18 protein-coding genes and 3 tRNA genes are annotated in these 24105 nt (G+C 69.1%); 10 read left to right on the top strand and 11 right to left on the bottom strand.

The window, feature by feature from the left end; all coding sequences use genetic code 11:
* Window positions 1–223: 223 nt before the first annotated feature.
* The 3 genes from ACW9PK_RS06595 to ACW9PK_RS06585 all read left to right on the top strand — a co-directional run bounded on the left by ACW9PK_RS06595 (window position 224) and on the right by ACW9PK_RS06585 (window position 3933).
* Complete coding sequence (locus ACW9PK_RS06595) at window positions 224–1030, top strand: exodeoxyribonuclease III (RefSeq protein WP_064846570.1); 807 nt, start codon at window positions 224–226, stop codon at window positions 1028–1030.
* 3 nt (window positions 1031–1033) lie between these two features.
* The gene (locus ACW9PK_RS06590; RefSeq protein ID WP_457015366.1) at window positions 1034–1948 is read left to right on the top strand and encodes a hypothetical protein; all 915 of its coding nucleotides are present in this window, start codon (window positions 1034–1036) and stop codon (window positions 1946–1948) included.
* Window positions 1949–2130: 182 nt separating this feature from the next.
* Entirely contained in the window at window positions 2131–3933 is a 1803-nt protein-coding gene (locus ACW9PK_RS06585; RefSeq protein ID WP_457015365.1) for a glycoside hydrolase family 13 protein, read from the top strand.
* Between the two features lie 81 nt (window positions 3934–4014).
* Here ACW9PK_RS06585 and ACW9PK_RS06580 read toward each other — a convergent pair whose 3' ends face one another.
* From ACW9PK_RS06580 to ACW9PK_RS06560, 5 genes are all read right to left on the bottom strand, one after another.
* On the bottom strand, window positions 4015–4470 hold the full coding sequence (locus ACW9PK_RS06580) for a hypothetical protein (RefSeq protein WP_457015364.1): 456 nt from the start codon (window positions 4468–4470) through the stop codon (window positions 4015–4017).
* Window positions 4471–4856: 386 nt separating this feature from the next.
* Window positions 4857–4929: transfer RNA gene (locus tag ACW9PK_RS06575), tRNA-Phe, on the bottom strand.
* A 75-nt stretch (window positions 4930–5004) separates the two neighbouring features.
* A tRNA-Asp gene (locus tag ACW9PK_RS06570) sits at window positions 5005–5078 on the bottom strand.
* Between the two features lie 89 nt (window positions 5079–5167).
* Window positions 5168–5240: transfer RNA gene (locus tag ACW9PK_RS06565), tRNA-Glu, on the bottom strand.
* Between the two features lie 215 nt (window positions 5241–5455).
* Window positions 5456–6403 (bottom strand): universal stress protein, encoded by a 948-nt coding sequence (locus ACW9PK_RS06560; RefSeq protein WP_131332147.1) that lies wholly within the window; start codon window positions 6401–6403, stop codon window positions 5456–5458.
* A 262-nt stretch (window positions 6404–6665) separates the two neighbouring features.
* Between ACW9PK_RS06560 and ACW9PK_RS06555 the strand changes: the two genes are divergently transcribed.
* Window positions 6666–8000 (top strand): D-arabinono-1,4-lactone oxidase, encoded by a 1335-nt coding sequence (locus tag ACW9PK_RS06555; RefSeq protein ID WP_457015363.1) that lies wholly within the window; start codon window positions 6666–6668, stop codon window positions 7998–8000.
* 193 nt (window positions 8001–8193) lie between these two features.
* Here the strand turns inward: ACW9PK_RS06555 and ACW9PK_RS06550 are convergent, their stop codons facing one another.
* Complete coding sequence (locus ACW9PK_RS06550) at window positions 8194–9675, bottom strand: FAD-dependent oxidoreductase (RefSeq protein ID WP_370520556.1); 1482 nt, start codon at window positions 9673–9675, stop codon at window positions 8194–8196.
* A gap of 134 nt (window positions 9676–9809) precedes the next feature.
* On the opposite strand from ACW9PK_RS06550, the gene ACW9PK_RS06545 reads away from it, so the two are divergent.
* A complete protein-coding gene (locus ACW9PK_RS06545; protein ID WP_186317157.1) occupies window positions 9810–11270 on the top strand; it encodes an NCS2 family permease in 1461 nt (486 codons plus the stop codon).
* Between the two features lie 71 nt (window positions 11271–11341).
* Here the strand turns inward: ACW9PK_RS06545 and ACW9PK_RS06540 are convergent, their stop codons facing one another.
* Window positions 11342–12274 (bottom strand): spermidine synthase, encoded by a 933-nt coding sequence (locus ACW9PK_RS06540; RefSeq protein ID WP_457015362.1) that lies wholly within the window; start codon window positions 12272–12274, stop codon window positions 11342–11344.
* 81 nt (window positions 12275–12355) lie between these two features.
* Entirely contained in the window at window positions 12356–12709 is a 354-nt protein-coding gene (locus ACW9PK_RS06535; RefSeq protein WP_064846451.1) for a thiamine-binding protein, read from the bottom strand.
* A 195-nt stretch (window positions 12710–12904) separates the two neighbouring features.
* Here ACW9PK_RS06535 and pta point away from each other — a divergent pair, with 195 nt between their 5' ends.
* Complete coding sequence (gene pta / locus ACW9PK_RS06530; protein ID WP_457015361.1) at window positions 12905–14998, top strand: phosphate acetyltransferase; 2094 nt, start codon at window positions 12905–12907, stop codon at window positions 14996–14998.
* A 118-nt stretch (window positions 14999–15116) separates the two neighbouring features.
* Window positions 15117–16349, top strand: coding sequence for an acetate/propionate family kinase (locus ACW9PK_RS06525; protein ID WP_457015360.1), 1233 nt, complete (start codon window positions 15117–15119; stop codon window positions 16347–16349).
* A 135-nt stretch (window positions 16350–16484) separates the two neighbouring features.
* On the opposite strand, the gene ACW9PK_RS06520 is transcribed toward ACW9PK_RS06525, so the two are convergent.
* Window positions 16485–16988 (bottom strand): phosphoribosyltransferase, encoded by a 504-nt coding sequence (locus ACW9PK_RS06520; RefSeq protein ID WP_064846448.1) that lies wholly within the window; start codon window positions 16986–16988, stop codon window positions 16485–16487.
* A 98-nt stretch (window positions 16989–17086) separates the two neighbouring features.
* On the opposite strand from ACW9PK_RS06520, the gene ACW9PK_RS06515 reads away from it, so the two are divergent.
* Window positions 17087–18649 carry a nucleobase:cation symporter-2 family protein gene (locus ACW9PK_RS06515; protein ID WP_167317948.1) on the top strand — a complete coding sequence of 521 codons (1563 nt, stop codon included), beginning with the start codon at window positions 17087–17089 and terminating at the stop codon, window positions 18647–18649.
* A gap of 170 nt (window positions 18650–18819) precedes the next feature.
* Here the strand turns inward: ACW9PK_RS06515 and ACW9PK_RS06510 are convergent, their stop codons facing one another.
* A complete protein-coding gene (locus ACW9PK_RS06510; RefSeq protein ID WP_457015359.1) occupies window positions 18820–20730 on the bottom strand; it encodes a P-loop domain-containing protein in 1911 nt (636 codons plus the stop codon).
* A 173-nt stretch (window positions 20731–20903) separates the two neighbouring features.
* Between ACW9PK_RS06510 and ACW9PK_RS06505 the strand changes: the two genes are divergently transcribed.
* On the top strand, window positions 20904–22055 hold the full coding sequence (locus ACW9PK_RS06505; protein WP_457015358.1) for a helix-turn-helix domain-containing protein: 1152 nt from the start codon (window positions 20904–20906) through the stop codon (window positions 22053–22055).
* Entirely contained in the window at window positions 22052–22882 is an 831-nt protein-coding gene (locus tag ACW9PK_RS06500) for a hypothetical protein (protein ID WP_085106765.1), read from the top strand. Before ACW9PK_RS06505 ends, ACW9PK_RS06500 begins: the two co-directional genes overlap by 4 nt.
* Here ACW9PK_RS06500 and ACW9PK_RS06495 read toward each other — a convergent pair.
* Window positions 22854–24101, bottom strand: coding sequence for an MFS transporter (locus ACW9PK_RS06495; protein ID WP_457015357.1), 1248 nt, complete (start codon window positions 24099–24101; stop codon window positions 22854–22856). The two genes, ACW9PK_RS06500 and ACW9PK_RS06495, sit on opposite strands and share 29 nt — an antisense overlap.
* Between the last annotated feature and the right edge of the window lie 4 nt (window positions 24102–24105).

Below are 24105 nucleotides of genomic sequence, written 5' to 3'. Positions count from 1 at the left end.
AATGGCAATCCACCCCGTCCCATAAGCCCTCGTGGAAGGACGACCTCGTGGGCGACGCCGCCACACAGAACCCGGGCGCCGCCGCATCCGTGGCCCCGGACGCTCGCGGCCGCGACGTCGTCGTCGTTTCCCGGGTGTTCCCGTGGACAGCTGCCGCCGCGCACCCGGGCCGTGCCCGCCCGCGGTTTCCCAGCGTGGGCCGCGGCTCGCTACGGTGGACCCCATGAGAATCGCCACGTGGAACGTGAACTCCATCCGCGCCCGCGCCGACCGCATCGAGGCGTGGCTCGACCGTTCGGACGTGGATGTCCTGGCCATCCAGGAGACCAAGGCCAAGGACGAGAACTTCCCATGGGAGCTGTTCGAGTTCGCGGGCTACGAAGTGGCGCATTTCGGCGTGAATCAGTGGAACGGCGTCGCCATCGCGTCCCGCGTGGGGCTCAAGGACGTGGAGCGCACGTTCCCCGGTCAGCCCACGTTCGGCAAACCCGGCCAGGAACCCGCCCAGGAGGCGCGCGCGATCGCCGCCACGTGCGACGGCGTGCGGATCTGGTCCCTCTACGTGCCCAACGGTCGCGGCCTGGAGGACCCCCACATGCCGTACAAGCTCGAGTGGCTGCGTGTCCTGGAGGGCCACGCCGAACAGTGGCTGCAGGAGGACCCGCAGGCCCAGATCGCACTTGTGGGTGACTGGAACGTGGCCCCGCGTGACGAGGACGTGTGGGACATCCAGCTCTTCCGCGACGGCGGGTACACCCATGTGAGCGAACCCGAACGCGCGGCCTTCAACGCGTTCATCGAGGACGCCGGGTTCCAGGACGTGGTCCGCGAGCGCCACCCCGGACCGGGCGTGTACACGTACTGGGACTACACGCAGCTGCGCTTCCCCAAGAAGGAAGGCATGCGCATCGACTTCCAGCTGTGCTCCCCCGCGCTCGCGGCCCGTGTGCAGGACGCGTGGATCGATCGCGAGGAGCGCAAGGGCAAGGGCGCGTCCGACCACGCCCCGGTCGTCATCGAGATCGACTGAGCCATGCCCCTGATCAACGTGGGCAGCGCCTACCGCAGCATCACGGGCCCGCCCATGCGCTTCGCGCTGCGGATCTACGTGCCCCAGCAGGATCTCGACGCCGCCTACGCACCCGGCATCCCCCGCGCCCTGGACCCCTTTACCGCGGGCGTGCACGAACTTTCGGAGCAACTGGCCCGACTGTCCGACACCTCCCAGCCGTTGCTCCCGCCCGCACGCGAGCCGCTGTGGACCATGCCGTTCTCCACCGCACCCGCCGGTTCACGGCGCCTGCCCGGACCCGCCGGCGACTTCCCGGTCTTCCACCCCACGCAACGGCTGCGTCGATCCCTTCGCCTGTTCACGGCCGCGGAGAACGACGACAGCGCCCAGTTGCTGCCGCTACTCGTTCCGGAGAAGCAGGTCAGCGACGCTGCGAAGGCCACGTCCCGCGAGACGTTCGACCCCGTGTACACCCGTGAGTCCGCGTACGTGGTCCCGCTCGCGTGGTTCGCGGCCTTCGCCCCAGAGGACCACGTGACCTCCTACCACTCCGGGCACGAGGTGCACCGACTCATCGCCCCCGCGGACACCGCCGCGCGCCGGGTGATCCAGGCCGCCCAGACCGTGGAGGACGCCGCTCAGCAAGCCTCGGGGGGCGCTGACGAGCACGACCTCCCGGACGAGGCGCGCCAGGCTGCGGCGTTCGCGCAGGACCTCACCCGCCTGGGGCGGTGGCTGGGCGCGTTCAGCGCTGCCTCCGTGGTGAGCCTGGACTACGGGTCCATCGCGGATCGAATCCAGCCGGACGAGAGCCCCCGGGACATGGCGGACGCCGTGGAACTGCTGCGCGAAGGGGATCTGGCGGCGGCCACCGCGGCGCTGCGCCGGATCTTCATGCGCTGGGCACCGTTGGCCCACTTGCAGCAGGCGAACTGAGGCGGGGAGGGGCGGCGGGCCGTCGTCCGACGCATCCGCGCCAACCCATCCTTGCGCTTTTACTCAGTTAAAGCAGATTTTCGGGCGCTGAGCTGTTTTTGCTAAGTAAAAGCGGGGGGACGTTCGGCGATGGGGGCGCGGTGGCTGCGAGGCCCCCGTGGGAGATGGGTAGCCTGGATCCCGTGACTTCCGACCCCTCAACGCACTCCGACCACCGCGCCACGGCTCCCTCCGCCCGGTCCGACCAGACCGCCTCGGTCTCCACTGCCAGCGCCAGCGACACCAGCGCCCGTACCGCGACCGGCACCGAATGGTGGCGTGACGCCGTCATCTACCAGGTGTATCCCCGCTCCTTCAAGGACTCCAATGGGGACGGCATGGGGGACCTGGGCGGGGTCACCCAGAAGCTGCCGTACCTCAAGCACCTGGGCGTGGACGCGGTGTGGCTCTCCCCGTTCTACCTCTCCCCGCAGCACGACGCCGGGTACGACGTCGCGGACTACCGCACCGTGGATCCGCGCTTCGGTTCGCTCGAGGACTTCGACCGGATGCGGGAGGAAGCGCACCGGTTGGGCCTGAAGATCATCGTGGACCTGGTACCCAATCACACGTCCGAGGACCACGAGTGGTTCCGGGCCGCCCTGACCTCCGAGCCGGGCTCCCCGGAGCGGGACCGCTACATGTTCCGCGAGGGCAGGGGCGAGAACGGCGAGGAGCCGCCCAACAATTGGAAGTCCTTGTTCGGGGGCCGGGCGTGGACCCGGGTGCCGGACGGGCAGTGGTATCTGCACCTGTTCGATTCTTCCCAACCAGACCTCAACTGGGAGAACCCGGAGGTGTGGGAAGAGTTCCGGGCGATCCTGCGGTTCTGGCTGGACCGCGGGGCGGACGGTTTCCGGGTGGACGTGGCCCACGGCATGATCAAGGCCCCGGGCCTGCCGGACTGGGACGAGCAGGTCCACATGGTCGAGGGCACGGATGTCCAGGGCGCCCAGGACGAGCCCGACGGGCCCAGCAAGACCATGGACACCGGCCCCTACTTCGACCAGGACGGGGTGCACGAGATCTACCGGGACTGGCACACGGTGCTTCAGGAGTACCCCGGTGATCGCATGCTCGTGGTGGAGGCATGGGTGGGTCCCGCCGAGCGCCTGGCTCGCTATGTGCGCCCGGACGAGGCGCAGCAGGCCTTCAACTTCGACTTCCTGGTGGCCGGGTGGCATCGCGACCGCATGCGGGACACCATCGAGATCTCCCTGCGCGCCAATGCGGCCGTGGGCGCGCCGTCCACGTGGGTGCTCTCCAATCACGACACGGTCCGCCACGCCTCGCGCTACGGGTTGAGCTCCCGCACGGCCTACCCCAACGGGATCGGCGCGCAGGACGAGCAACCACACGCCGGTCAGGGGCTGCGCCGGGCGGGCGCCGCCGCCCTCGTGGAGCTCTCCCTCCCGGGTTCCGCGTACATCTACCAGGGCGACGAGCTCGGTCTGCCGGAGCACACCGAGTTGCCGGATGCCGCGCGGCAGGACCCCACCTTCCATCGCACCGCGGGTTCGGAGCTGGGGCGCGACGGCGCTCGCGTCCCCCTGCCGTGGGCTCCCGTGGGTGACGGGCTGGGTTTCGGTCCGGATCCGTGGTTGCCGCAGCCCGAGTCCTTCGCTGGGATCACGGTGGACCACCAACTGGGTGACCCGCAGTCCACACTCAACCTGTACCGCCGGGCTCTGGAACTCCGGCACGACCTGGAACTGGGCACGGCCGAGTTCACGTGGCATCCCCTGAGCGAGGGTGACCAGGACGTCCTCGCCTACACCATGTCGTGCGGGACCGGCGAGACCGTGCTGGTGGCCGCGAACCTCGGGGAGAGCGAAATCGGTTTCGACGAGCTCTCCCGCGGTGAGCTGCTTCTGGCAAGTGGCCAGAACGCCGTGGTCAACGACCGGTTGAGCGTGGACAGCGCGGTCTGGCTGCGCCTGATGTGATCCCCGTGCCGAGGCTGACCCCCGTCTAAAGGGCGAAGCCCGGGACGAATGGCAAAACGGATCTCGGAACGGACCTCGGGATCAGTGGCGCGGTGTGCTCGCGCAATTAGCCCGCAACCACGACTCGGCCGGCTCCAACGCCCGGTGGATCCGCACGGCCTCTGAGGGCTGGAGGGTGGCGCCGGCGTCGTCGAGGATGTCCCGGACGTCGTCGAACGCCGGACGCACCTCGGCGGGGAGCTTCCCACGGAGCCGGCTGACGGACTCAAGGGCCTGTTCCAGGGTGTCCTCGTTCGCGTCCTCGTCCTCGCTGCGATCGGTGAGGGGCAGCAGCTCCAGCCCGCTGTAGACCTCGGCCACGTCGAAGCACGTCTGGGTGTCCGCGGGGCTCGCGGACGGCGCGCGGGACGCGGCGCTCGCGGACGGCGTGATGGGTGAGAGTTCGATCGTGGTGGTCTGGCCCTGCCGCGCGTCACACGCCGTGAGGAGCACGATGAGACCGGCCCCCGCCAGCAGTGCGCGCACTTGGTGATTCACAGCTGATCCTTCCGATCCGGCCGTCCGGGTCCGTCCGATCCGGCGTCGGGTCCCGCTGCGACGACGACGCCTCTTACGGCCGTCCGCGCCGTCGGAACCCGCTGCGCTCGCTGGCCCAGGGCTGCCGGACCGACGCAGCGGAACCGCGCAGTCCTTCCGCAGCGTCCGCGAACGGCCCTCTCCACGCTAGGGTCCCAACCTCGGCGCACCCTGGAGGTCGGGTGCACGCCACCACCACGCCACCAACCCGCAGCAGTGCTGGTCGAAGATACCGCCCGGCCCATGCCGAGCTACTTCGAGGGACCCGCCCGGCGAACGTCGGGCCGCTCCGAGAAGCGGGAAGACATGAAGAAACCCCCGCGTGTAGAAGCCACGCGGGGGTTCAGTGGCTCCGACCGGCGTCGATCCGGTGACCTTACGATTTTCAGTCGTACGCTCTACCAACTGAGCTACAGAGCCAGGCACGTTCCCGGAGGCAACATCCGGTGATATGCCGCAACGGCGCGAAAAGTTTCCTTTTCATCGCCGCCTGAGCGACCCTGACGGGACTTGAACCCGCGACCTCCGCCGTGACAGGGCGGCGCGCTAACCAACTGCGCTACAGGGCCTTGATTGTTTCCAACGAGTGAATATCCTACCAGGACGAACGACTCACTGTGCAAATCGCTCACCCCGCGGTACCTCGCACGGGAAAACGTACCCCCAACGGGATTCGAACCCGTGCCGCCGCCGTGAAAGGGCGGTGTCCTAGGCCGCTAGACGATGGGGGCCAGAACGCCGTCCGAGCATCACCAGCGGCAATATCGGACGATGGACCGTGAGTAGCTTAGAGGCAAACGGCTCGGTTGCACAAACCCGCGCGGTGTCCCGCCGGGCCCGCGCACGCCGCGGAACGGCGGGGATGGCACCCCGGGGGGCGGCACCCCGATGGGGCACATCGCGTTCGATACCAGGCGTCGGCACCGAGCAGCGGCGCCGCGTCGATTCAGATCGCGACGTCCGGTCTGTCCGAGAGTCGCGGGTCCCGGATGCACGGCACAATCATGGCCGGCCCGGCACTGTTGTGCAGCACCCCCTGGGACGTGGAGCCCAACAGCATGCCCGCGAATCCGCCGCGACCGCGGGTCCCCGTGACCACCAGTTGGTTCTGGGCCGAACGTTCCAGGAGGACGTGGATGGGGGATCCATCCACGAGCTCGCCGGTGATGTCCAGGTTCGGGAAGTGCCCGCGCAGCCACCGCACGCCGGCGTCGATCGCGGCCTGGATCTCCCCGCGCAGGTTGTCGAAGTCCACGGGCGAGGGCAGCCACGCGGAGGATCCGGAGTCCGACGGCGCGGCGCACACCACGGTCAGCGGCACCCCGAGCTGTTCGGCCTCCTCCGCGGCCCACAGCATCGCGGAACTCGCCTGTTGGGAACCATCCGAGCCCACGGTCACACCGTCCACGAACGCCTGACGGCGGCTCACGTTCTCGTGCAGTTGGTACTCCCTGCCCCACTGAAGGGGGATGATCCCCACGGGGCAGTGCGCGTGGGCGGGCACCGCGGTGGACACCGAACCCAGCAGGCGGCCGATCAACCCGCCCCGGCCGCGGGAACCCAGGACCAGCAACTGGGCGTCCTCGCTCAGTTCGAGTAACACACCGGAGGGGTCCCCGGCCTGGACGGTGGACCGGACGTCCACGTCCAACTCGGCCACGCGGCGTCGTGCCTCGCCCACGAGGTCCTCCACGGCCCGTTTCATGGCGGCGTCGTCGAACGCGGCGTAGCCGACGTCGAAAGTGGAGCCCCCGATCATCGGCACCGAGTAGGCGGTCACCACGTGCAACGGCGCCCCGCGACGGTGGGCCTCCCGGGCAGCCCAGTGCAGGGCGCCCATGCTCTGCTCGGAGCCGTCCACGCCCACCACGATCTCGGCAGTACGTGTGTCCATGATGATCCTCCTGCGCCCTCGGTTCCTGGCCCCAGCCTAGTCACGCGGGGAGCGGATCGGGCGGGGTCGGTGACATGATGGTGTGGTTCGGAACCGACGCCCCGCTCGCGCGCCACGGCACGCACGGGGACGGGGGGACACTTGACGGATCGATCCCGGGGGCCGCACGGCCTGCGGCACCGGCCCGTCCAACACAGGGGTCCACGGGACCCCGGAACGGAGACGAACCGTGAGCACACGCGGATCAGCACACCCGCCCGCCATGACGGCGCAGGTGAAGAGCGCCGCATGGCATTCCTGGGGTGGCAATCTCCGGAGCAGACCCGGCGCCACCGTGCGCCCCGAGGACTCGGACCAGGTGCTGCGTGTGCTCGAGGAAGCCGCGACCGCGGGGCTGAGCGTTCGGCCCTCCGGTTCCGGCCACAGTTGGTCCCCGCTGGTGCCCACGGACGGGGTCCGCCTGGACACCTCCCTGCTCACGGGACTCGCGAGCGTGGACGAGGACCGCCAGCAGGTCACGGTCTTCGCGGGCACCACGGTGCACCAGCTCAACCTGATCCTGGAGGAGTACGGACTGGCCCTGGCCAACCTGTCGGACTGCGCCCACATGACCGTGGCGGGCGCGATCGCCACGGGGACCCACGGCACGGGGCTCGGACAGCCCTCCCTGGGGGACCAGGTGATCGGGATCAGCCTCGCCACGCCCTCCGGGGACGTGATCAAGTGCTCCGAGACCCACCGCCCCGATCTGCTGCGCGCCGCTCGCGTGCACTTGGGCGTGCTGGGCGTGGTCCTCACGGTCACGCTGCGCTGCGTGAGCGCGTTCCGCCTGCACTGCGCCGAGTTCCGCGAACCCGTCGCGGGTCTCGTGGACTCACTGCAGGAACGGATGTCCGGCGCGGACCACTTCGAGTTCTCGTGGATGCCCGGCACGTCCGTGGCCCACACGCGCGTCATGAGCCGTCTGCACCGGCTCTCCACGACCTACACGAGCCCCGCCTCCCCGATCTCCCGCGCACTGCGCCGCACGGACGATGCCGTTCTGCGCACCTCACTGTCCGCCGGACTGGGGCGCGTGGGCACCATGATGCCCCGCACCGTGGGCGGGTTGAACAAGATCGGGTCCATGGCCGTGAGTTCCCGGCGCTACACGGACATCTCCTACCGAGCCTTCACCGCCTCACGACCGGTGCACTACGTGGCCAGCGAGTACGCCCTGCCCCTCGAGGCCACCGTCCCCGCGTTCCGGGAGCTGAAGGCACTCGTGGATCGCGACGGGTACAAACTCACCTTCCCCGTGATCGTGCGCTGCTCCCCGCCGGAGCAGGGCTACCTCTCTCCCGCGGCCGGTCGGTACACGGGGTGGATCAACCTGCGCCAGTACGGCAAACGCCCCCACAAGACGTTCTTCCGCGCGGCGGAGGAGATCTTCGTGGCCCACGGCGGGCGCCCCCACTGGGCCACCCTGCACACCCGTGCCGCCGCGGACCTCGCGCCGAGCTATCCCCACTGGGACGAGTTCCTCGCGCTGCGTGCAGAGCTCGACCCGGACGGTGTGCTGCTGGGTGAACACACCCGGGAGGTGCTGGGGGTCTGAGCCCTCGGGCCGCCCCACTCGCGCGGTGCCGGGGGTCCAGGTCCGGCCGGCGCGGCGTCGTGAACCCGACCCGTGCGGCATGGCGACGGCGGCACCGGCCCGTGCGACGTCGTCGACCCGGCCCCGGGAACGGCAGCGGCCCGCACCCGGTGTCATGAACCCGGGTGCGGGCCGCTGGAGCGCGGGCGCGTGACTACTTGGCGACGCCCTCGCGCGAGACCGAGATCATCTCGTCCCGCTCCACGACCTTGACGCGCTCGCGGGGGTTGCCCTCGGCGTCGTGGGAGGACTGCCCCAGGCTCTGTTCGTACTCGTCCAGCACGAGCCAGCCGTCCCACGTGGTGTACTGAACGCCCTTGTCCTCGAGCAGTTCCACCACGGCCTCGGGCTGCGGGTGATCCGGATCCGCGAGGGACGCGCGGTCCTCCATGATGTGGTTCACGGTCTCGAGGGCGTCGGACTTGGTGGCCCCGATCAGGCCCACGGGGCCGCGCTTGATCCAGCCCGTGGCGTACACGCCGGGAACCGGGGAACCGTCCGCCTCGATCACGCGGCCCTCCTCGTTGAGGATCACCCCGCGTTCGGGATCGAACGGCAGCTCGGGCAGGGGCGAGCCCAGGTACCCGATCGCGTGGTAGACGGCCTGCACGGGGAACTCGGTGTACTCGCCCGTGCCGGTCACGGAGGCGTCCCCGTTGAGCCGGGTGCGTTCCATGCGGATCGCGCGGACCTTGCCGTTCTCGTCCCCGAGGATCTCGTCCGGGGTCTGCAGGAAGTGCAGGTGCAGGCGACGGGACGCCGTCTTGGGGGAATCGTCCTCGCGCCACTTCTGCAGCGTCTTCATCATGACCTTGATCTGGTTGTTCTCGGTCATGGCCTTCTCGGAGGCCTCGTCGAACTGGAAGTCGTCGTCGTAGACCACGATGTCCACGTCACGGGACTTCGCGAGTTCACGTAGCTCGAGCGGCGTGAACTTGATCTGGGCGGGACCGCGGCGGCCGAAGATGTGTACGTCCGTGACGGGGGACTTGCGCAGCCCCTGGTACACGTTGCCCGGGATCTCGGTCACGAGCATGTCCTCGGCGTGCTTGGACAGCACGCGAGCCACGTCCAGGGCCACGTTGCCGTTGCCGATCACCGCGATCTCCTTGGCCTCGAGCGGCCACGTGCGCGGGTAGTCGGGGTGGCCGTCGTACCACGCCACGAAACGGGCGGCGCCGTAGGAGCCGTCCAGGTCCGCGCCGGGGATCTGCAGCGGCGCGTCGTTGACCGCACCCGTGGCGAAGATCACGGCGTCGTAGTGGGTCAGGAACTCCCCGAGGGTGATGTCCTTGCCGTACTCCACGTTGCCGAAGAACCGGATGTCACCGCGGTCCAGGATGGAACGCAGCGCCGTGATGATGCCCTTGATCCGGGGGTGGTCCGGGGCCACGCCGTAGCGGATGAGCCCGAACGGGGTGGGGTAACGGTCGAACAGATCCACGCTGACCTCGAGCTCACCCTCACGGACCGCCTCGGTCTTGGTGAGCATGTCCGCGGCGTAGATGCCGGCCGGGCCTGCGCCGATCACGGCCACGCGCAGCGGACGTTGGGTGTTGGAAGTTGTCACGGAATTCCTTTCGACGCGCACGCGTGTCTCACGTGCTTGCGGGGACTGCCTCCACGGTAGTGACATCAACTCATTAGTGCCTAAACACGGGCGGACGAACGAGCATCTGCGGAGGGTGCGAGCGGCGTCGACGTAGTATTTCTACACAAACACCCCCGCCGTTGTCGGTGCTCCCTGCCCAGCCGTCCGTGAGGATCCCCATGTCGTCAAGCACTCCGCCAGCCACCCGGACCGAACCGCGAGGCGGACTGGACCGCTACTTCTCGATCACCCGTCGCGGCTCCACCGTGGGCCGTGAGATCCGCGGTGGCGTGGCCACGTTCATCGCCATGAGCTACATCGTGGTGCTCAATCCTCTCGTGCTGGGCTACGGCGAGGACGGCGCGGGCAACATCCTGGGCGGTGAACGTGTCGCCGCGATGACCGCACTCGTGGCCGGCGTGCTGACCATCCTCATGGGGCTGTGGGCCAAGTCCCCGTTCGGCATGGCCACGGGTCTGGGCGTCAACGCGTTCCTGGCCGTGACGATCGCCACGAACCCGGGGCTCACATGGCCCGAGGTCATGGGTCTGGTCATCTGGGCCGGTGTGATCATGGTGATCCTGGTGCTCACCGGGTTCCGCACCGCCGTGTTCAACGCCGTGCCGGACTCCCTCAAGACCGCGATCGTGGTGGGGATCGGGCTGTTCATCGCACTGCTCGGTTTCGTCAACGCCGGCTTCGTGCGGCGGATCCCGGACGCCGCCCACACCACGGTTCCCGTGCAACTGGGCAACGGCGGTCAGCTGTTCGGCTGGCCCACGCTCACGTTCGTGGTGGGGTTGTTGCTGACCGTGGCGTTCGTGGTGCGCAACGTCAAGGGCGGGATCCTGATCTCCGTGGTGCTCACTACCATCCTGGCGCACGTGTTGGAAGCGGTCTCCCCCGCGGGGTCCGCGACCGAGAACCCTCACGGCTGGTCGCTGGTGGTACCCGCCAACCCCGAGGGTCTGTTCGCCCTACCGGACCTGTCCCTGATCGGTGCGGCCGCGCCCATCGACGCGTTCCGTCAGCTCGGGGTCATCGCGTGCGCCCTGTTGATCTTCACGATCCTGCTCTCCATCTTCTTCGATGCGATGGGCACCATGGTGGGCCTGTCCCAACAAGCGGGTCTCGTGGACGCGAACGGACGGATCGAACGCGTGGACCGCGTGCTGCTCGTCGACGCGCTGGGCGCGGTGGCCGGCGGTACCGGTTCCGTGTCCTCGAACCAGATCTTCGTGGAGTCCTCCACGGGTATCGCCGAGGGCGCCCGCACCGGTCTTGCCAACGTGGTCACCGGCGTGCTGTTCCTCGCGGCCATGTTCCTCACCCCGCTCGTGAACGTGGTGCCCTTCGAGGCCGTGGCCCCGGCCATGGTGGTCGTGGGCTTCCTGATGGCCCGCAACGTGGTGCACATCGACTGGAGCGACTGGGGTGTCTCCGTCCCCGCGTTCCTGGCCTTCGCCGTCATGCCGTTCACCTACTCGATCGCCAACGGCATCGGCGCGGGCTTCGTCTCCTACGTCTTCATCCGCCTGGTGCAGGGCCGCGCCAAGGACGTCCACCCACTCATGTACGTGGTGGCGCTCGCCTTCGTGCTGTTCTTCGGCATCGGCGTCGTAGAGGGTTGGACCCGCTGACACCGCCCTTCTCCTGACGACGACGCCACTCGCGCCATTCCGCGCTCAGCCCCCGCGGGTGCCGTGACGGGTCACGCCTCGGAACCGTTGCCGGGTGAGGGCATCGGGACCGGATCCGCGGGCTTGTCGTGCCACGGCTGGGCATCCCCCGCGAACTCCCGGCACCACGCGGTGTCCTTGTACTGCGCGGGCAGGGAACCGCCCAGTAGCTCCTTGGCGAGCGCGGCGGCGTCGGCGGAACCGGCCGCGGGCAGGGCGGCGCGGGAGGCCGCGAGCACCACGTTGCCGTAGCGGCGGCCCTTGAGCATCGCGGGATCCGCGACGGCGGCCACGTGCTCGAAGACCTCGAGCAACGCGGCGATCTCCGCGCGTGTGCCCTTGAGGTTGCGAGTGTCCCCCACGTTCAGCACGTAGATCCCGTCCGGGGAGAGCACCCGGTCCACGTGCCGGGTGAACTCCACCGTGCGCAGGTGTCCCGGGGTCTGCTCCCCCGCGAAGACGTCCCGCAGCACGACGTCGCGCGAGTCCTCCGTGAGTGTCTCCGTGACCTCCCGGGCCTCGCCCGCGCGGATCCGCAGCAGCGGTGCGCGGGGCAGATCGAGCCATTCGCGCACGAGGCGCGTGAGAGCGGCGTCGAACTCCACGACCACCTGGCGTGCCTGCGGATAGCGCCACGCGAGGTAGCGGGCCATGGAACACGCGCCGCCGCCCAGGTGCAGGACCCGCAGCGAGGTGGGATTCAGGTGCGTGTTCACATGCTCCTCGACCACGGTGGAGAACCAGCGCATGTACTCGAACTCGAGCTGGTCCGGGCGGTCCGGGACGATGTGCGAGGACGGCACCCCGTTCACGCGCAGCAACCACGCCCCCGGGACGTAAGGATCCCGCTGCAGTTCCACGGTCCCGGTGTCCGTGGTCCAGGTGCGCTCCACGAGCCCCGGAGCATCCGACGACGACGCCGCGCCACCCGCTTCCGTGCCCTTCTTCCGGTTCTTCCTGCTCACCTGTGTGACGTCACCCGCGTGCTCGCCCGCTCGTGCTCACCCGCGCGCTCGCCGCTGGACACGCACAGGGTGGGGAGGCCGCTACTTGTCACCGGTCGTGATCCCGCGCCGCTCCTGGGACCTACCGAGCTCGTGGGTGTGCAGGGCGGACTCGAGGCGCTCCACCTTGCCCGCGAGCTCACCGGTGTGCCCCGGGCGGATGTCCGCCTTGAGCACGAGGGACACACGCGGGCCGTAATCGGCCACCGCGGCCGTGGCTTCCTTGACCACGGCCATGCACTCGTCCCACTCACCCTCGATGGTGGTGAACATGGAATCTGTGCGGTTGGGCAGCCCGGACTCGCGCACCACGTGCACCGCCGCGGCCACCGCGTCGTGGACGGAGGCATCCGGGTTGTCCCCGCCGCTGGGGGAAACTGAGAAGGCAACCAACATGGACCCAGTCTCGCACCGGTGTCGGGCGAGCGCGACCCCCGCCACAATGTGTTCCCTCGGCGTCGGCCCCGAGGCCCGCACACCGCCTGTTCATGCGATTTTCGTACGAAACCAGCCCGGTGGGACGACTCGTGGTCGGAGGCGGGTTCCCTAGACTGGGACGTATAGCCGGTCGACCGTGAGGGAGCTCGTTCCATGACGCAGGGCATCTACATTTCCGCCATGACACCGCGGAGCGGCAAGACGCTGGTGGCACTGGGCCTCGCGGACACCATGTTCAAGCGCACGGACGCCCTGGGTTTCTTCCGCCCGGTGTTCGACGGCACCTCCCCCGAGGAGGATCCCGTGCTGCAGCTCATGAAGCGCACCTTCGACCTCCCGGACTCCCGGTGCCGGGGCGCGGTGTCTCTGGAGCGCTGCCGCGAGATCCTCGCCTCCGGTGAGCACGACGACCTCGACTCCGCCGCCATGGCCGTGTACTCCGAGATGGCGCTGGAGTGCGATGTGATCGTCGTGGACGGCACCGACCTGCTGGCCCACAACGCTGTCACCGCCGAGTTCGACCTCAACGCCCGCCTGGCCAACAACATGGGCTGCTCCGTGGCCGCGGTGATCGGAGCCCACGAGTCCGGGCGTGTGAAGGACGTGCTCAACGCGATCGACGTGACCCGCACCGAGCTGCGCCAGGCCGGGTGCGACATCTACGCCGTGATTGTCAACCGCGCGGACCCGGAGCAGGCGGAGCAGATCCGCCGGGAGGCCAAGCCCGGCAACCACAACCTCCCCGCGTACGTGATCCCGGAGATCCCCGCGATCTCGAACCCCACCGTCGCCGAGCTCGTGGATGCCCAGGGCTACGGCACGGACTTCAACTCCACGTCCCTGGACCGCGACATCAAGGCCGTGAAGGTGGCCGCGATGACCGCCGGGAACTTCCTGGACCAGATCGCGGACGGGGATCTGGTGATCACCCCCGGGGACCGGACGGACGTGGTCTCTGCGACCCTGGCGTCGTCGTTCGCCTCGACCCTGCCCGTGCCCGCGGGAATGTTGCTCACGGGCGGGTTCCGCCCCGAGGGCGCGGTCGCGTCCTTGCTGGCCGCGGCGCCGTTCCCCGTGCTGACCACCGACCAGGACACGTTCTCCACCGCGGAGGCCGTGGGCACCACGCGCGGTACCCTGGCCGGCGCCCACTCCCGCAAGATCGCCGCCGCGCGCGGCGCGTGGGCCGAGTACGTGGACAGCGACGAACTCTCCGACCGGCTCTCCCTGCCGCGACCCGTCAAGCGCACGCCGCTGCGTTTCCTCCACGAGCTCGTGGAATCCGCGCGCGCGGACCGCAAGCACATCGTGCTGCCCGAGGGTGACGACCCCCGCATCCTGCGCGCCGCGGAGATGATCCACCGCCGCAACTTCTGCGACCTCACCGTGCTGGGCGAACCCGAGAGCGTCCGGGCGCTCGCACAGTCGGAGGGCATCGATCTCGACTTCGACGCCGAGGGTCTGCACGTCGTCGACTTCCAGCACGACGCCGCACTGCGCGAGAAATACGCCGACGAGTACGTGAAACTGCGCTCCCACAAGGGTGTGAGCAAGGAACAGGCCCTCGAACGGATGACCGACGGTTCCTACTTCGGGACCATGATGGTGCAGATGGGGGACGTGGACGGAATGGTCTCCGGAGCGGCCCACACGACCGCCAACACCATCCGCCCCGCCCTAGAATTCGTGAAGACCCGCGAGGGCGTACACATCGTCTCCTCCGTGTTCTTCATGCTGCTCGCGGACCGCGTGCTGGTCTACGGCGACTGCGCCGTGAACCCCAACCCGGACGAGCAGGCCCTCGCGGACATCGCCCTCGCCTCCGCCCAGACCGCCCGGGAGTTCGGAGTGGAGCCGCGCGTGGCCATGCTCTCCTACTCCACCGGCGGGTCCGGTTCCGGGGAGGACGTGGAGCGCGTACGCGCCGCGACCGACCTCGTGCGCGAGGCCCACCCCGATTTCGAGGTCGAGGGGCCCATCCAGTACGACGCTGCCGTAGACGCCTCGATAGCCAGGTCCAAGCTGCCGGGCTCGCACGTCGCGGGGCAGGCCACCGTGTTCGTGTTCCCGGACCTGAACACCGGCAACAACACCTACAAGGCCGTCCAGCAGTCCGCGGGCGCGGTGGCCGTGGGCCCCGTGCTGCAGGGGCTGCGCAAGCCCGTGAACGACCTCTCCCGCGGCTGCACCGTGGACGACATCGTCAACACGGTCGCGATCACCGCGATCCAAGCACAAACGCTGTGACGACACGGCGGCCCCGCGCGCGGGGCCGCCGTGTCCGCGTTGGTGACGCAGCGGCGTCGTCAACCCCGAACTCCGCCACTGGCAACCGCGGCCCGCGCGCCGCCGAAGGGAAACCACCATGCTCGTACTGGTCGTCAACTGCGGCTCGTCCTCCATCAAGTACCAGGTGCGGGAGGTCACACCGGAGGGCTCCGAGCCCAGCGTGTACACCTCCTCCATGCCCGCGATCAACGAGAACGTCCCCCTCGCCACGGCCACCGCGGGCATGGCAGGCGGTGAAGTGATCGCCAAGGGGCTCATCGAGAACATCGGCACCTCGGACGTCAAGGACCACACCCAGGCCCTGCAGATCCTCTCACGTCGCCTGGACGAAGAGCTCGGCGGGCGCACCATCGACGCCGCGGGCCACCGCGTGGTGCACGGCGGCGAGCGCTTCTCCGCCCCCGTGCTGGTGAACAACGAGATCATCCGGGCGATCGAGCGGCTGGCCCCGCTGGCACCGCTGCACAACCCCGCGCATGCCCTGGGACTGCGGGCCATCCAGAAGACCTATCCGGGGATGCCCCAGGTGTGCGTGTTCGACACCGCCTTCCACCGCACGATGCCCGAGAAGGCATGGCGCTACGCCGTCCCCGAGCAGTGGTACGAGCTACACGGGATGCGCCGCTACGGTTTCCACGGCACCTCGCACGACTACGTGACCGGCAAGGCTTGCGAGTTCCTGGGCATCCCGCGGGAACAGTTCAACACCGTGGTGGCCCACCTGGGCAACGGCGCCTCGGCCACCGCCATCCGCGAGGGCCGCTCCTACGACACCTCCATGGGCTACACCCCCCTGGCCGGACTGGTCATGGGCACCCGTAGCGGGGACCTGGACCCCTCCGTGGTCACCGCCATGCTGGAGCGCAACCCCGGGATGAGCGCCCAGGACATGAACCGAATCCTCAACAACGAGTCCGGTCTGCAGGGCGTCTGCGGGGACTCGGACATGCGGGCCGTGGCGCAGCGGGCCAGCTCCGGGGACCGGCGGGCGCAGCTCGCACTGGACATGGCCGCCTACCGCCTGGCGAAGTACATCGGCGGCTACCACGTGGCAGTCGGTGGAGCCCACGCGCTGATCTTCACGGCGGGCATCGGCGAGAACTCCCCCAAGTTCCGCGCCCTGGTGTGCGACCAGTTGGGCGCGCTCGGGATCACCCTGGACCCCACGCTCAACGAGGCCCCCCGGGGGGACGTGGCCCGCATCAGTGCGGAGACCTCCGCAATCGAGGTCCTCGTGGTGGCCACGGACGAGGAGCGGGCCATCGCGGAGGCCACGGCCGGGCTGGTGTGGGAGCGGGTCAAGAAGTAGCACCTCGCGCACCAGACCCCCCACGCCCCGCCCCCCCCCGCAATCGCGTGCTGTAACGGAGCAGGTGCCATCTACTGTTCGGTAGACGGCACCTGCTGAGTTTTTGCAGCGCGCGGGGCGGCGCCGACGGGCGGATCAGCCCTGCTTGGTCACCGGCTCCTGCGCGGACCACGGGAAGACAATCCACTCGTCCGTGGACTTCCAGGAGAAGTCCGGACGGACCTCCGAGCGGGGCTTCTCGTAGACCACGGCGGAGCGGCACTCGGCGCCATAGCCGCGCAGCAGCTCCAGCACGAGGGAAAGGGTGCGTCCGGAGTCCACGACGTCGTCCACGACCAGCACCTTCTTGTCGCTGATGGAGTCCGTGTCCAGCATGGGGGCGAGCAGCACCGGGTCCGGAAGGGTCTCGTGGACGTCCGTGTAGAACTCGACGTTCACGGCGTCAGAGAGCTTCACGCCCATGGCGTAGGACAGTGCCCCGGCGGGCAGCAGACCACCGCGCGCCACCGCGATGATGATGTCTGGGACGAATTCCGAGTCCACGATCTGCTGGGCGAGTTCCCGGGTGGCGGTCCCGAACCCCTCCCAGGTCAGGATTTCCTTGTTGTCCAGTTCGGTGGAGTCCGCGTGAAAGGCCATTCCCGTAGGGTAGTCGGTTTTGCGCGGCGGGCACTGCACGCGCCGCGCCCGCCTACACTTTCTGTGTCCCCTCACGACTGCCCCGATCGAGGATCCTCATGCCCAGCAGCGCATCACCCGCCCTTTCCCACGAGCGGGGGTCCCGCCCCGAGGACGAACGGCTCGGCGCCGGGCGCACCGTGGCGTACGCCGTGCAGCACATCCTCACCATGTACGGCGGTCTGATCGCCGTGCCGCTCGTGGTGGCCAGTGCCGCCGGGTACGACGCCGCCACCACCGCCCTGCTCGTGGCCGCCGCCCTGTTCGTGGGCGGGTTCGCCACGTTCCTGCAGGCGTGGGGGCTGCCGCGGATCGGTTCCCAGCTGCCGCTCGTGCAGGGGGTCTCCTTCACCGGGATCGCCACGATGCTGTCCGTGCTGGCCACGGGGGGCGGCATCCAGTCGGTGATGGGCTCCATCATGGTGGCCTCCGCCTTCGGGTTCCTGGTGGCCCCCTTCTTTGCCCGCGTGCTGCGCTTCTTTCCGCCCGTGGTCACGGGGTCCATCATCACGACCATTGGCATCACCCTGGTGCCCGTGGCGGCGTCGTGGTCCATGGGCGGGGACGAGAAGGCACCCGGCTACGGCTCGCTGGGCAACATCGCCCTGGCGGGGGTCACGCTGCTTGCCGTGCTGCTGCTGTCCAAGTTCGGCGGAGCGGTGCTGTCACGGCTGGCCATCCTGGTGGCGATCGTGGTGGGCACCGTGGTGGCGTGGGCCACCGGCATGGCGGACTTTTCGCACGTGGGGCAGGGGCCGTGGGTTGCGCTGCCCTCCCCGTTCCACTTCGGTGCACCCACGTTCCATATGGCGGCGATCGTGGCCATGGGCATTGTGATCCTGGTGAACATGGCGGAGACCACCGCTGACATCCTGGCCCTGTCCGAGATCACGGGCTCGCGCATCAACTCGGCACGCATCGCGGACGGGCTGCGCGCGGACATGCTGTCCTCCGCCGTGGCGCCGGTGTTCAACTCCTTCACGCAGACGGCGTTCGTGCAGAACGTGGGCCTGGTGGCGATCACCAAGGTCAAGAGCCGCTACGTGGTGGCCCTGGGTGGCGTGTTCATGGTGCTGCTGGGCATGCTGCCCGTGCTCGGCCAGGTCATCGCCGCCATCCCCCTGCCGGTGATGGGCGGTGCGGGCTTCGTGCTCTTCGGCACCGTGATGTCCTCGGGCATCCGCACGCTGGCCCGTGTGGACTACCGCGGCGGCATGAACCTGATCATCGTGGCCGTCTCCCTGTCCTTCGGCATGGTCCCGATCGTGGTCCCCACCTTCTACGACGCGTTCCCCGACTGGGTGGGCATCATCTTCTCTTCCGGCATCTCGTCCGCCGCCGTGGCCGCGCTGGTCCTGAACTTCTTCTTCAACGAGATGGGCCGCAGCCGGCGCACCACCGAGGCCATGGGCATGAACACCGTGGGGCTGCGGGTGCTCTCCCCGCGCGAGGCTGGCGCACTGCAGGACGGCGACCAGTTCGTGGACGGCCGCCTGCTGGACGCCCAGGGGCGGGAGATCCCGTTCGCGTCCTCCCAGGAGCAGTACGAGTCGGTGCGCGAACGCATCAACGCGGGCGAGCTGACTTCGCTGGAGGACATTCGCCGCGCGGTGGATAACTAACCCCGGACGACGTCGCTCCCCACCTGCGCGTCTCTCCTCCCCTTCTCCTCCGCGAGTCTCGGCCTGTGCACCGCCGGCGCTCCACCGCCGCGGATTTCTGCCCCTCCTCCGCCCCGAGGGAGCAGCCGTACGAGGGGACGCACACCGCTGCCGGGATCACGCGCTGCCCCTCATCGGCGCACCCGGTGGTAGGCCGCCACCACGTCCTGCGCACGGGGCAGGGCCAGATGGCCCGGGTGGCCGCGGTGGTGGGCCAGGGCATCCAGTCCGTCCCGCACCACCCGTTCCAGGGCCGCGTCCACCAGCTCGGTCAGAGGAGTGCGGCCGTCGGCCGTGCGCTCGACCTCCTCCAGAAGCCGCGCAATCGCTTCCGTCTGCGAAGGGTCCACGAGCTGGCTCAGAGCGGAGAGGTCCACGTCCTCGCGGCCCCACTGGATGGTGTCGAGACCGCGAGCTCGAGCGGGTTTGTCCCTGCCGCCCCGCTGGGCGGCGCCATGGCGCGGACCGGACCGGGAGACGTCGTGCCCCGCGGCACCTGGTCCGGACAGGGTGGCACCGCGTTCGACCGGGACCGTGCCGGGCGCTTCCGGGGCGCCGCCAGGAACGTGCGGGCGGATCTCCCCGAAGGATGCCGCAGGACGCATGTCCTCGGGGCGCGGGAAGTCCCGCACCACCTGCCGGGCGCGGTCGGTGACATCCACGGCGCGGTAGGCGTCCATGGCTATCACCAGGTCCGCGACGTCCAGGAACGCCCCGGAGCCACCCGTGACCAGGATCGAAGACACCCCACGCTCCGTGTAGAGGGCCCCCACGCGGTCCACGAACGGTGTGATGGGCTCGCGTTCGCCCGGAACCATGGCCCGCATCCGCTCGTCCCGCACCATGAGGTTGGTGGCGCACGTGTCCTCGTCCAGCAGGAGCACCGCCGCCTGCGCCTCGACGGCCTCCACAGTGGCGGCCGCCTGGGACGTGGAGCCGGAGGCGTTGGACGTGCTGAAGTCGCGGGTGTCCGCGCCGGTGGGCAGGTTGTTGATGAACGGCGAGACGTCCGTGTTGCTCACGGCCCGGCCGTCCTCCGCGCGCACGGACATGGCGCTCGGCAGGGTGACCACGCGTTCGCGGCCGTCGCCAGGCACGTGGCTGTAGACCCCGCGCTCCAGGGCCTGCAGCAGCGTGGACTTGCCGTGGTAGCCGCCACCCACGACCACCGTGACGCCCTCGGGGATCCCCATGCCGCTCACGGTCGACCCGTCTTCGAGCTCGAGCTCCACGCGCAGCTCCGGAGGCGTCTCGAACGGGACGGCGCCCCGGGCAAGCGGTTCGTCCCGGTGCCCGGAGGCGCGCGGCAGCACGGCGCTGTCCGCGACGAACGCCACGAGTCCACGCTGCGGCAGCTGCTCCCGCAGGTGCTGGGCGTCCAGGTGGGAGGTCACGTGGGCCTGCAGGGCGCGGGCGTCCAGGTTCTCGTACCGCAGCGCGCGCTCGACGACGCCCGGCAGCACCTCGGTGAGCAGCCGGTGCGCGGCATGGCCCTTGATGCGGCGGCCCGCGGCGGGCAGGGCGATCTCGCAGCGCACCTCCACGGCTCCCGCGTCAGCGGTCTCCGACGACGCCGCACGGCCGGCTCCGCGCCCCCGGTCCACCGTTCCGGCGTCCCCCGCACGGCGCATCCCGGACTCGCGTGCCGGGGCGGGATCCACCGCGTTCCCGGGATTCGGAACGATCACGGAGGAGCGCTCGAGGATCTCCTGGCCCGTGCGCTGGATCGAGATGCCACCGGAGTCCTTGCCGCCGCGCGGACCCAGGTCCCGGGCGGCCCGGGCGAACTCCCGGGTGAGGAAGTCCCCGGCGGCCACGCGGGCGTCCCGGGTGGCGATCAGCTCGGGCGGGATCCTCGTGTCGGACAGGCTGACCCGGATCCGGGCCAGGGACGGCGGGGCGTACGGGTCCGACTGCACCCGGTCCACGATCAGCTCCGCATCCCCCAGCCGCCACGAGCCCTTGAGCTGCTTGTAGGCGCCGTAGCTGCTGCCGTCCAGGCGGCGGAGGGTCTGGGCGAGGTCCGTGCGCGGTGAGCTCATGGGTCCATGGCACCACACGAACCGGGGGTTCAGCACGCCCTGGCGCCAGCTCTTCCACGGAGCCGGCGAACGAACCAGACGCAGCAGCTTGGCAGGATCCAGAAGGATGGGCGGGCCAAGATTGACGCCACGAACCCGCGACTACTGTTTCTTCATATGCTAAGTTTCGCAATATGCGAAACGAGCAGTTTGAAGAAACAGTTCTCCTGCGTGAGTGCACGGGGCTGCTTCGATCCCTCCTGCCTGGCTCGTGGGACATAGAGGCCCAGCAAGAACCGCGCCGCGTGGGCTTCGGTGGCACAGACGGCGGCGGGCGCGTTGTTCGCCCGGATGCGATCGTCACCATCACGCCCCCCGCCGGAGAACCGCTCAAACTGGTCACAGAGGTGAAACGTTCGGTAGGTGGTCAGCTGCTCTCCCAGGTCGCCAACCAGGTTTCGCACTATGCCTCCATGGCGGGCGGGGAACCAGCACTGTTCGCGGAATACATACCCCCCTCCGTTCGTGGACGGTTGGAGGAACTGGGCATCAATAGCGTGGACACCACGGGATGGGTCCGTATCGTCTCCAGCCATCCCGCGATTCTCATGACGCACCCCGGGGCCACCCGGGCACCTTGGGTACGTGATGAGACAATTCAACGCCTCACGGGCCCCTCAACCTCCCGCGTCCTCCGACAGTTGATCACCTCTGATGCCCCCCTCGGTGTGCGAGAGCTTGCCCTGGCATGCAGTGTCAGCCCCGGCACAGTTGCCAAGCTCCTACCCACCCTGACAAGAGAAGGCATCATCACCCGGACCCCCCGGGGGGGGATTCAGTCAATCCATCGCCGGGAACTTATTTACCGATGGGCGCAGGACTACAGCTTCCTCTCCGGCAATCGGCACCCCCTCTCCCTGCTTGACCCCAGGGGCCCGGAGCATGCCTTGACGATGCTGCACGGCAGAGAGGATGTTCTGCTCAGTGGTGTCCATGCAGGACGTGCCCTGCTGCCGGAGGGAACCACTGCCGTGGTCCCCGCAAAACGCGTCCTGGCATACACCGCAGACCCACTCCTTCTCGCCGAAGATCTGGGGCTGCGACGCGGGGAGCGAGCGCGAGCAAACGTTCTTCTGGCTGCCCCCATGGACGGCAGACTTATGGAGGAGGGGTGGGTCTCGCCCCGGACGGAACTCAGACTTGCGCCCACGGGACAGGTTCTGGTGGATCTCCAGTCCAGTGGTGGCCGAGAAGCCGACCTGGCGCACCAAGTGATGGAACGGCTGCCAGACGACGGCCGACCTTGGATCAGCGGAGAGACCGGCACGTCTTGGAGGTTCAAATGACTGCTCCCGTCGAATATGTCATGGCCAGGTCCGCACTCATCGACGCGCTTATCGCACTGCGCGATCACAGCTCAACCATCATCCTCATCGGGGCGCAGGCCGTCTACGAGTGGACGGGGGAGGGTGAACTTGCCGTCGCCGTCATGACCACGGACGCAGACCTAGCCCTAGATGCCAACAGGCTAGACCCCACACCTGAAATCGCCGCGACCCTCACAGCGCACGGTTTCTCCCGCCGCCCCGGTGGGAATCCTGGGCAGTGGCTGAGCAGCAATGACATAGCCGTCGACCTCATGGTGTCCGAGCACCAGGCAGGGAAGGGTCGCCGTTCGGCCAAGATCCCACCGCACGAAAGTTTCGTGGCCAGACGGGGCCGTGGGCTGGCCCCCGCACTCATCGACAATGAATTGCGCACCATCGAGGCCCTCAGCCCTCGAGACTTTCGGAGGGCGCAGGTCTTAGTGGCGTCTCCGGCTGCGCTAATCGTGGCCAAGTGCATCAAAATCAAGGAACGCCACGAGGCAATGCAGGCGGGCGAGCGGAACCGCATCAAGGCCAAAGATTCGCTGGATATTTTTCGTCTCTTGTACGCCACAGAAACTGCGCCTCTCGCTGACAGGTTCATGATCCACCGCAGCTCTCCCGAAGCCGACAGTGAGTCCCGCGAGGCAATCTCGTTCCTGGCAACGCGCTCTGCCGACACTAACTCGCTCCTGCCACAGCTGGCCGCGCACGCCGCCGATGACGACGCAGGGGAGGTAGCAGAATCGTTCGTCCTCTTGGTGGAGGAATTGCTTCTCAGGCTCCAGGAACTGGACGGTCAGTAACCCGCCCCAGCACCAGCGCCACCACCAAGCACAGCACGTACGCCCCGGCGACGGCGGCCCATCCGGCGGTGAACGCCCCCGTGAGGTCCACGAGCTGGCCCACCACCACGGGCCCCAGCGCGAAGCCCAGGTACATCCCGGTGGCCACCAGTCCGGACGCCACACCGATCCGTGCCCCGGACACGGCGGCGACGATCCCCGAGTTGATCACCACGTTCGCGGCCAGCGGCAGCGCGGCGTGGAAGGCGACGCCCAGCCACATGAGCCAGTGCTGCTGCGTCGTCTCCGCGAGCACGAGCAGCCCGAGCCCCACGATCCCGCCCAGGCTCATGACCTGGATCAGCGGTGCGGGTCTGCCGAGCCTGCCGGTCACCCGGCCCCACCCGATCCGGCTTCCGATCCCGATCACCCCCATCATGCCCAGCAGCAACCCGGCCACCGTGACGGTGTACCCCATGGCCCGCACCGCGAACAGGGACGCGTACACGTTCACGCCCTGCGTGCCCACCGCGTTGAGGAAGGACGTCAGCGTCAGCAGCCACACCGCGGGCGGCAGCGCCCCCGACGACGCCGCGGCGGAGGGCGCGACGGGAGAGGGAGCGGGCGGCGTCGTCGGGGTGTTCTCTCGGACGCGGCGCTGTAGCCGGGTGACCACGGTCCACCCCGTGACGAGCAGGGGAACACACAGCAGCGCGCCGAACAGCGCGGCACCCCGCCACCCGAACGCCGCGCCCGCCACCGGGAACGTGAGGCCCGCGACCAGCAGACCCACCTGCACCCCGGACTGCTTCCACCCCATCCACGCGGAGCGCTGGGCCAGCGGCACGCGCTGCGCGACGATGCGGTTGGTCACCGGGTTGGAAAAGGACTGCGCGAGACCCGCAATCAGGGCCGCGACCAGCAGCATGGCGTAGGACTGCCACGTGGCGCTGAGCAGGAACGCCACCAGCACACCCCCGAAGATCAGGGTGAGCTGCACGCGGGTGTCAATGCGGTCCGCGAGCACTCCCAGCAGCGGCGCCGCGAGACCCGCTACCACGAACACCGCCGTGATGATGAACCCATACTGCCCCTCGGTGATCCCGTAGCTCTCCACGATGGTGGCGCTCAGCGCACCCACCCCGTAGTTGAACACCGGCCCGGCGGCCATCGCGGCCATGAGCACCGCCAGCAGGATTCCGGGGGCCTTGCGCGTCGGCGCGGATGGGGTGCGGGTCACAGTC

This window comes from Kocuria sp. MNB10 (assembly GCF_054073685.1).
This window is presented reverse-complemented; position numbering and strand designations above follow the sequence as displayed.

Coding starts and splice junctions, on each gene's coding strand:
- pta (WP_457015361.1), top strand. CDS start 12,905: ATGACGCAGGGCATCTACATTTCCGCCATGACACCGCGGAGCGGCAAG.
- ACW9PK_RS06505 (WP_457015358.1), top strand. CDS start 20,904: ATGCGAAACGAGCAGTTTGAAGAAACAGTTCTCCTGCGTGAGTGCACG.
- ACW9PK_RS06515 (WP_167317948.1), top strand. CDS start 17,087: ATGCCCAGCAGCGCATCACCCGCCCTTTCCCACGAGCGGGGGTCCCGC.
- ACW9PK_RS06510 (WP_457015359.1), bottom strand. CDS start 20,730: ATGAGCTCACCGCGCACGGACCTCGCCCAGACCCTCCGCCGCCTGGAC.
- ACW9PK_RS06595 (WP_064846570.1), top strand. CDS start 224: ATGAGAATCGCCACGTGGAACGTGAACTCCATCCGCGCCCGCGCCGAC.
- ACW9PK_RS06500 (WP_085106765.1), top strand. CDS start 22,052: ATGACTGCTCCCGTCGAATATGTCATGGCCAGGTCCGCACTCATCGAC.
- ACW9PK_RS06535 (WP_064846451.1), bottom strand. CDS start 12,709: ATGTTGGTTGCCTTCTCAGTTTCCCCCAGCGGCGGGGACAACCCGGAT.
- ACW9PK_RS06525 (WP_457015360.1), top strand. CDS start 15,117: ATGCTCGTACTGGTCGTCAACTGCGGCTCGTCCTCCATCAAGTACCAG.
- ACW9PK_RS06545 (WP_186317157.1), top strand. CDS start 9,810: ATGTCGTCAAGCACTCCGCCAGCCACCCGGACCGAACCGCGAGGCGGA.
- ACW9PK_RS06520 (WP_064846448.1), bottom strand. CDS start 16,988: ATGGCCTTTCACGCGGACTCCACCGAACTGGACAACAAGGAAATCCTG.
- ACW9PK_RS06590 (WP_457015366.1), top strand. CDS start 1,034: ATGCCCCTGATCAACGTGGGCAGCGCCTACCGCAGCATCACGGGCCCG.
- ACW9PK_RS06555 (WP_457015363.1), top strand. CDS start 6,666: ATGACGGCGCAGGTGAAGAGCGCCGCATGGCATTCCTGGGGTGGCAAT.
- ACW9PK_RS06560 (WP_131332147.1), bottom strand. CDS start 6,403: ATGGACACACGTACTGCCGAGATCGTGGTGGGCGTGGACGGCTCCGAG.
- ACW9PK_RS06550 (WP_370520556.1), bottom strand. CDS start 9,675: ATGTCACTACCGTGGAGGCAGTCCCCGCAAGCACGTGAGACACGCGTG.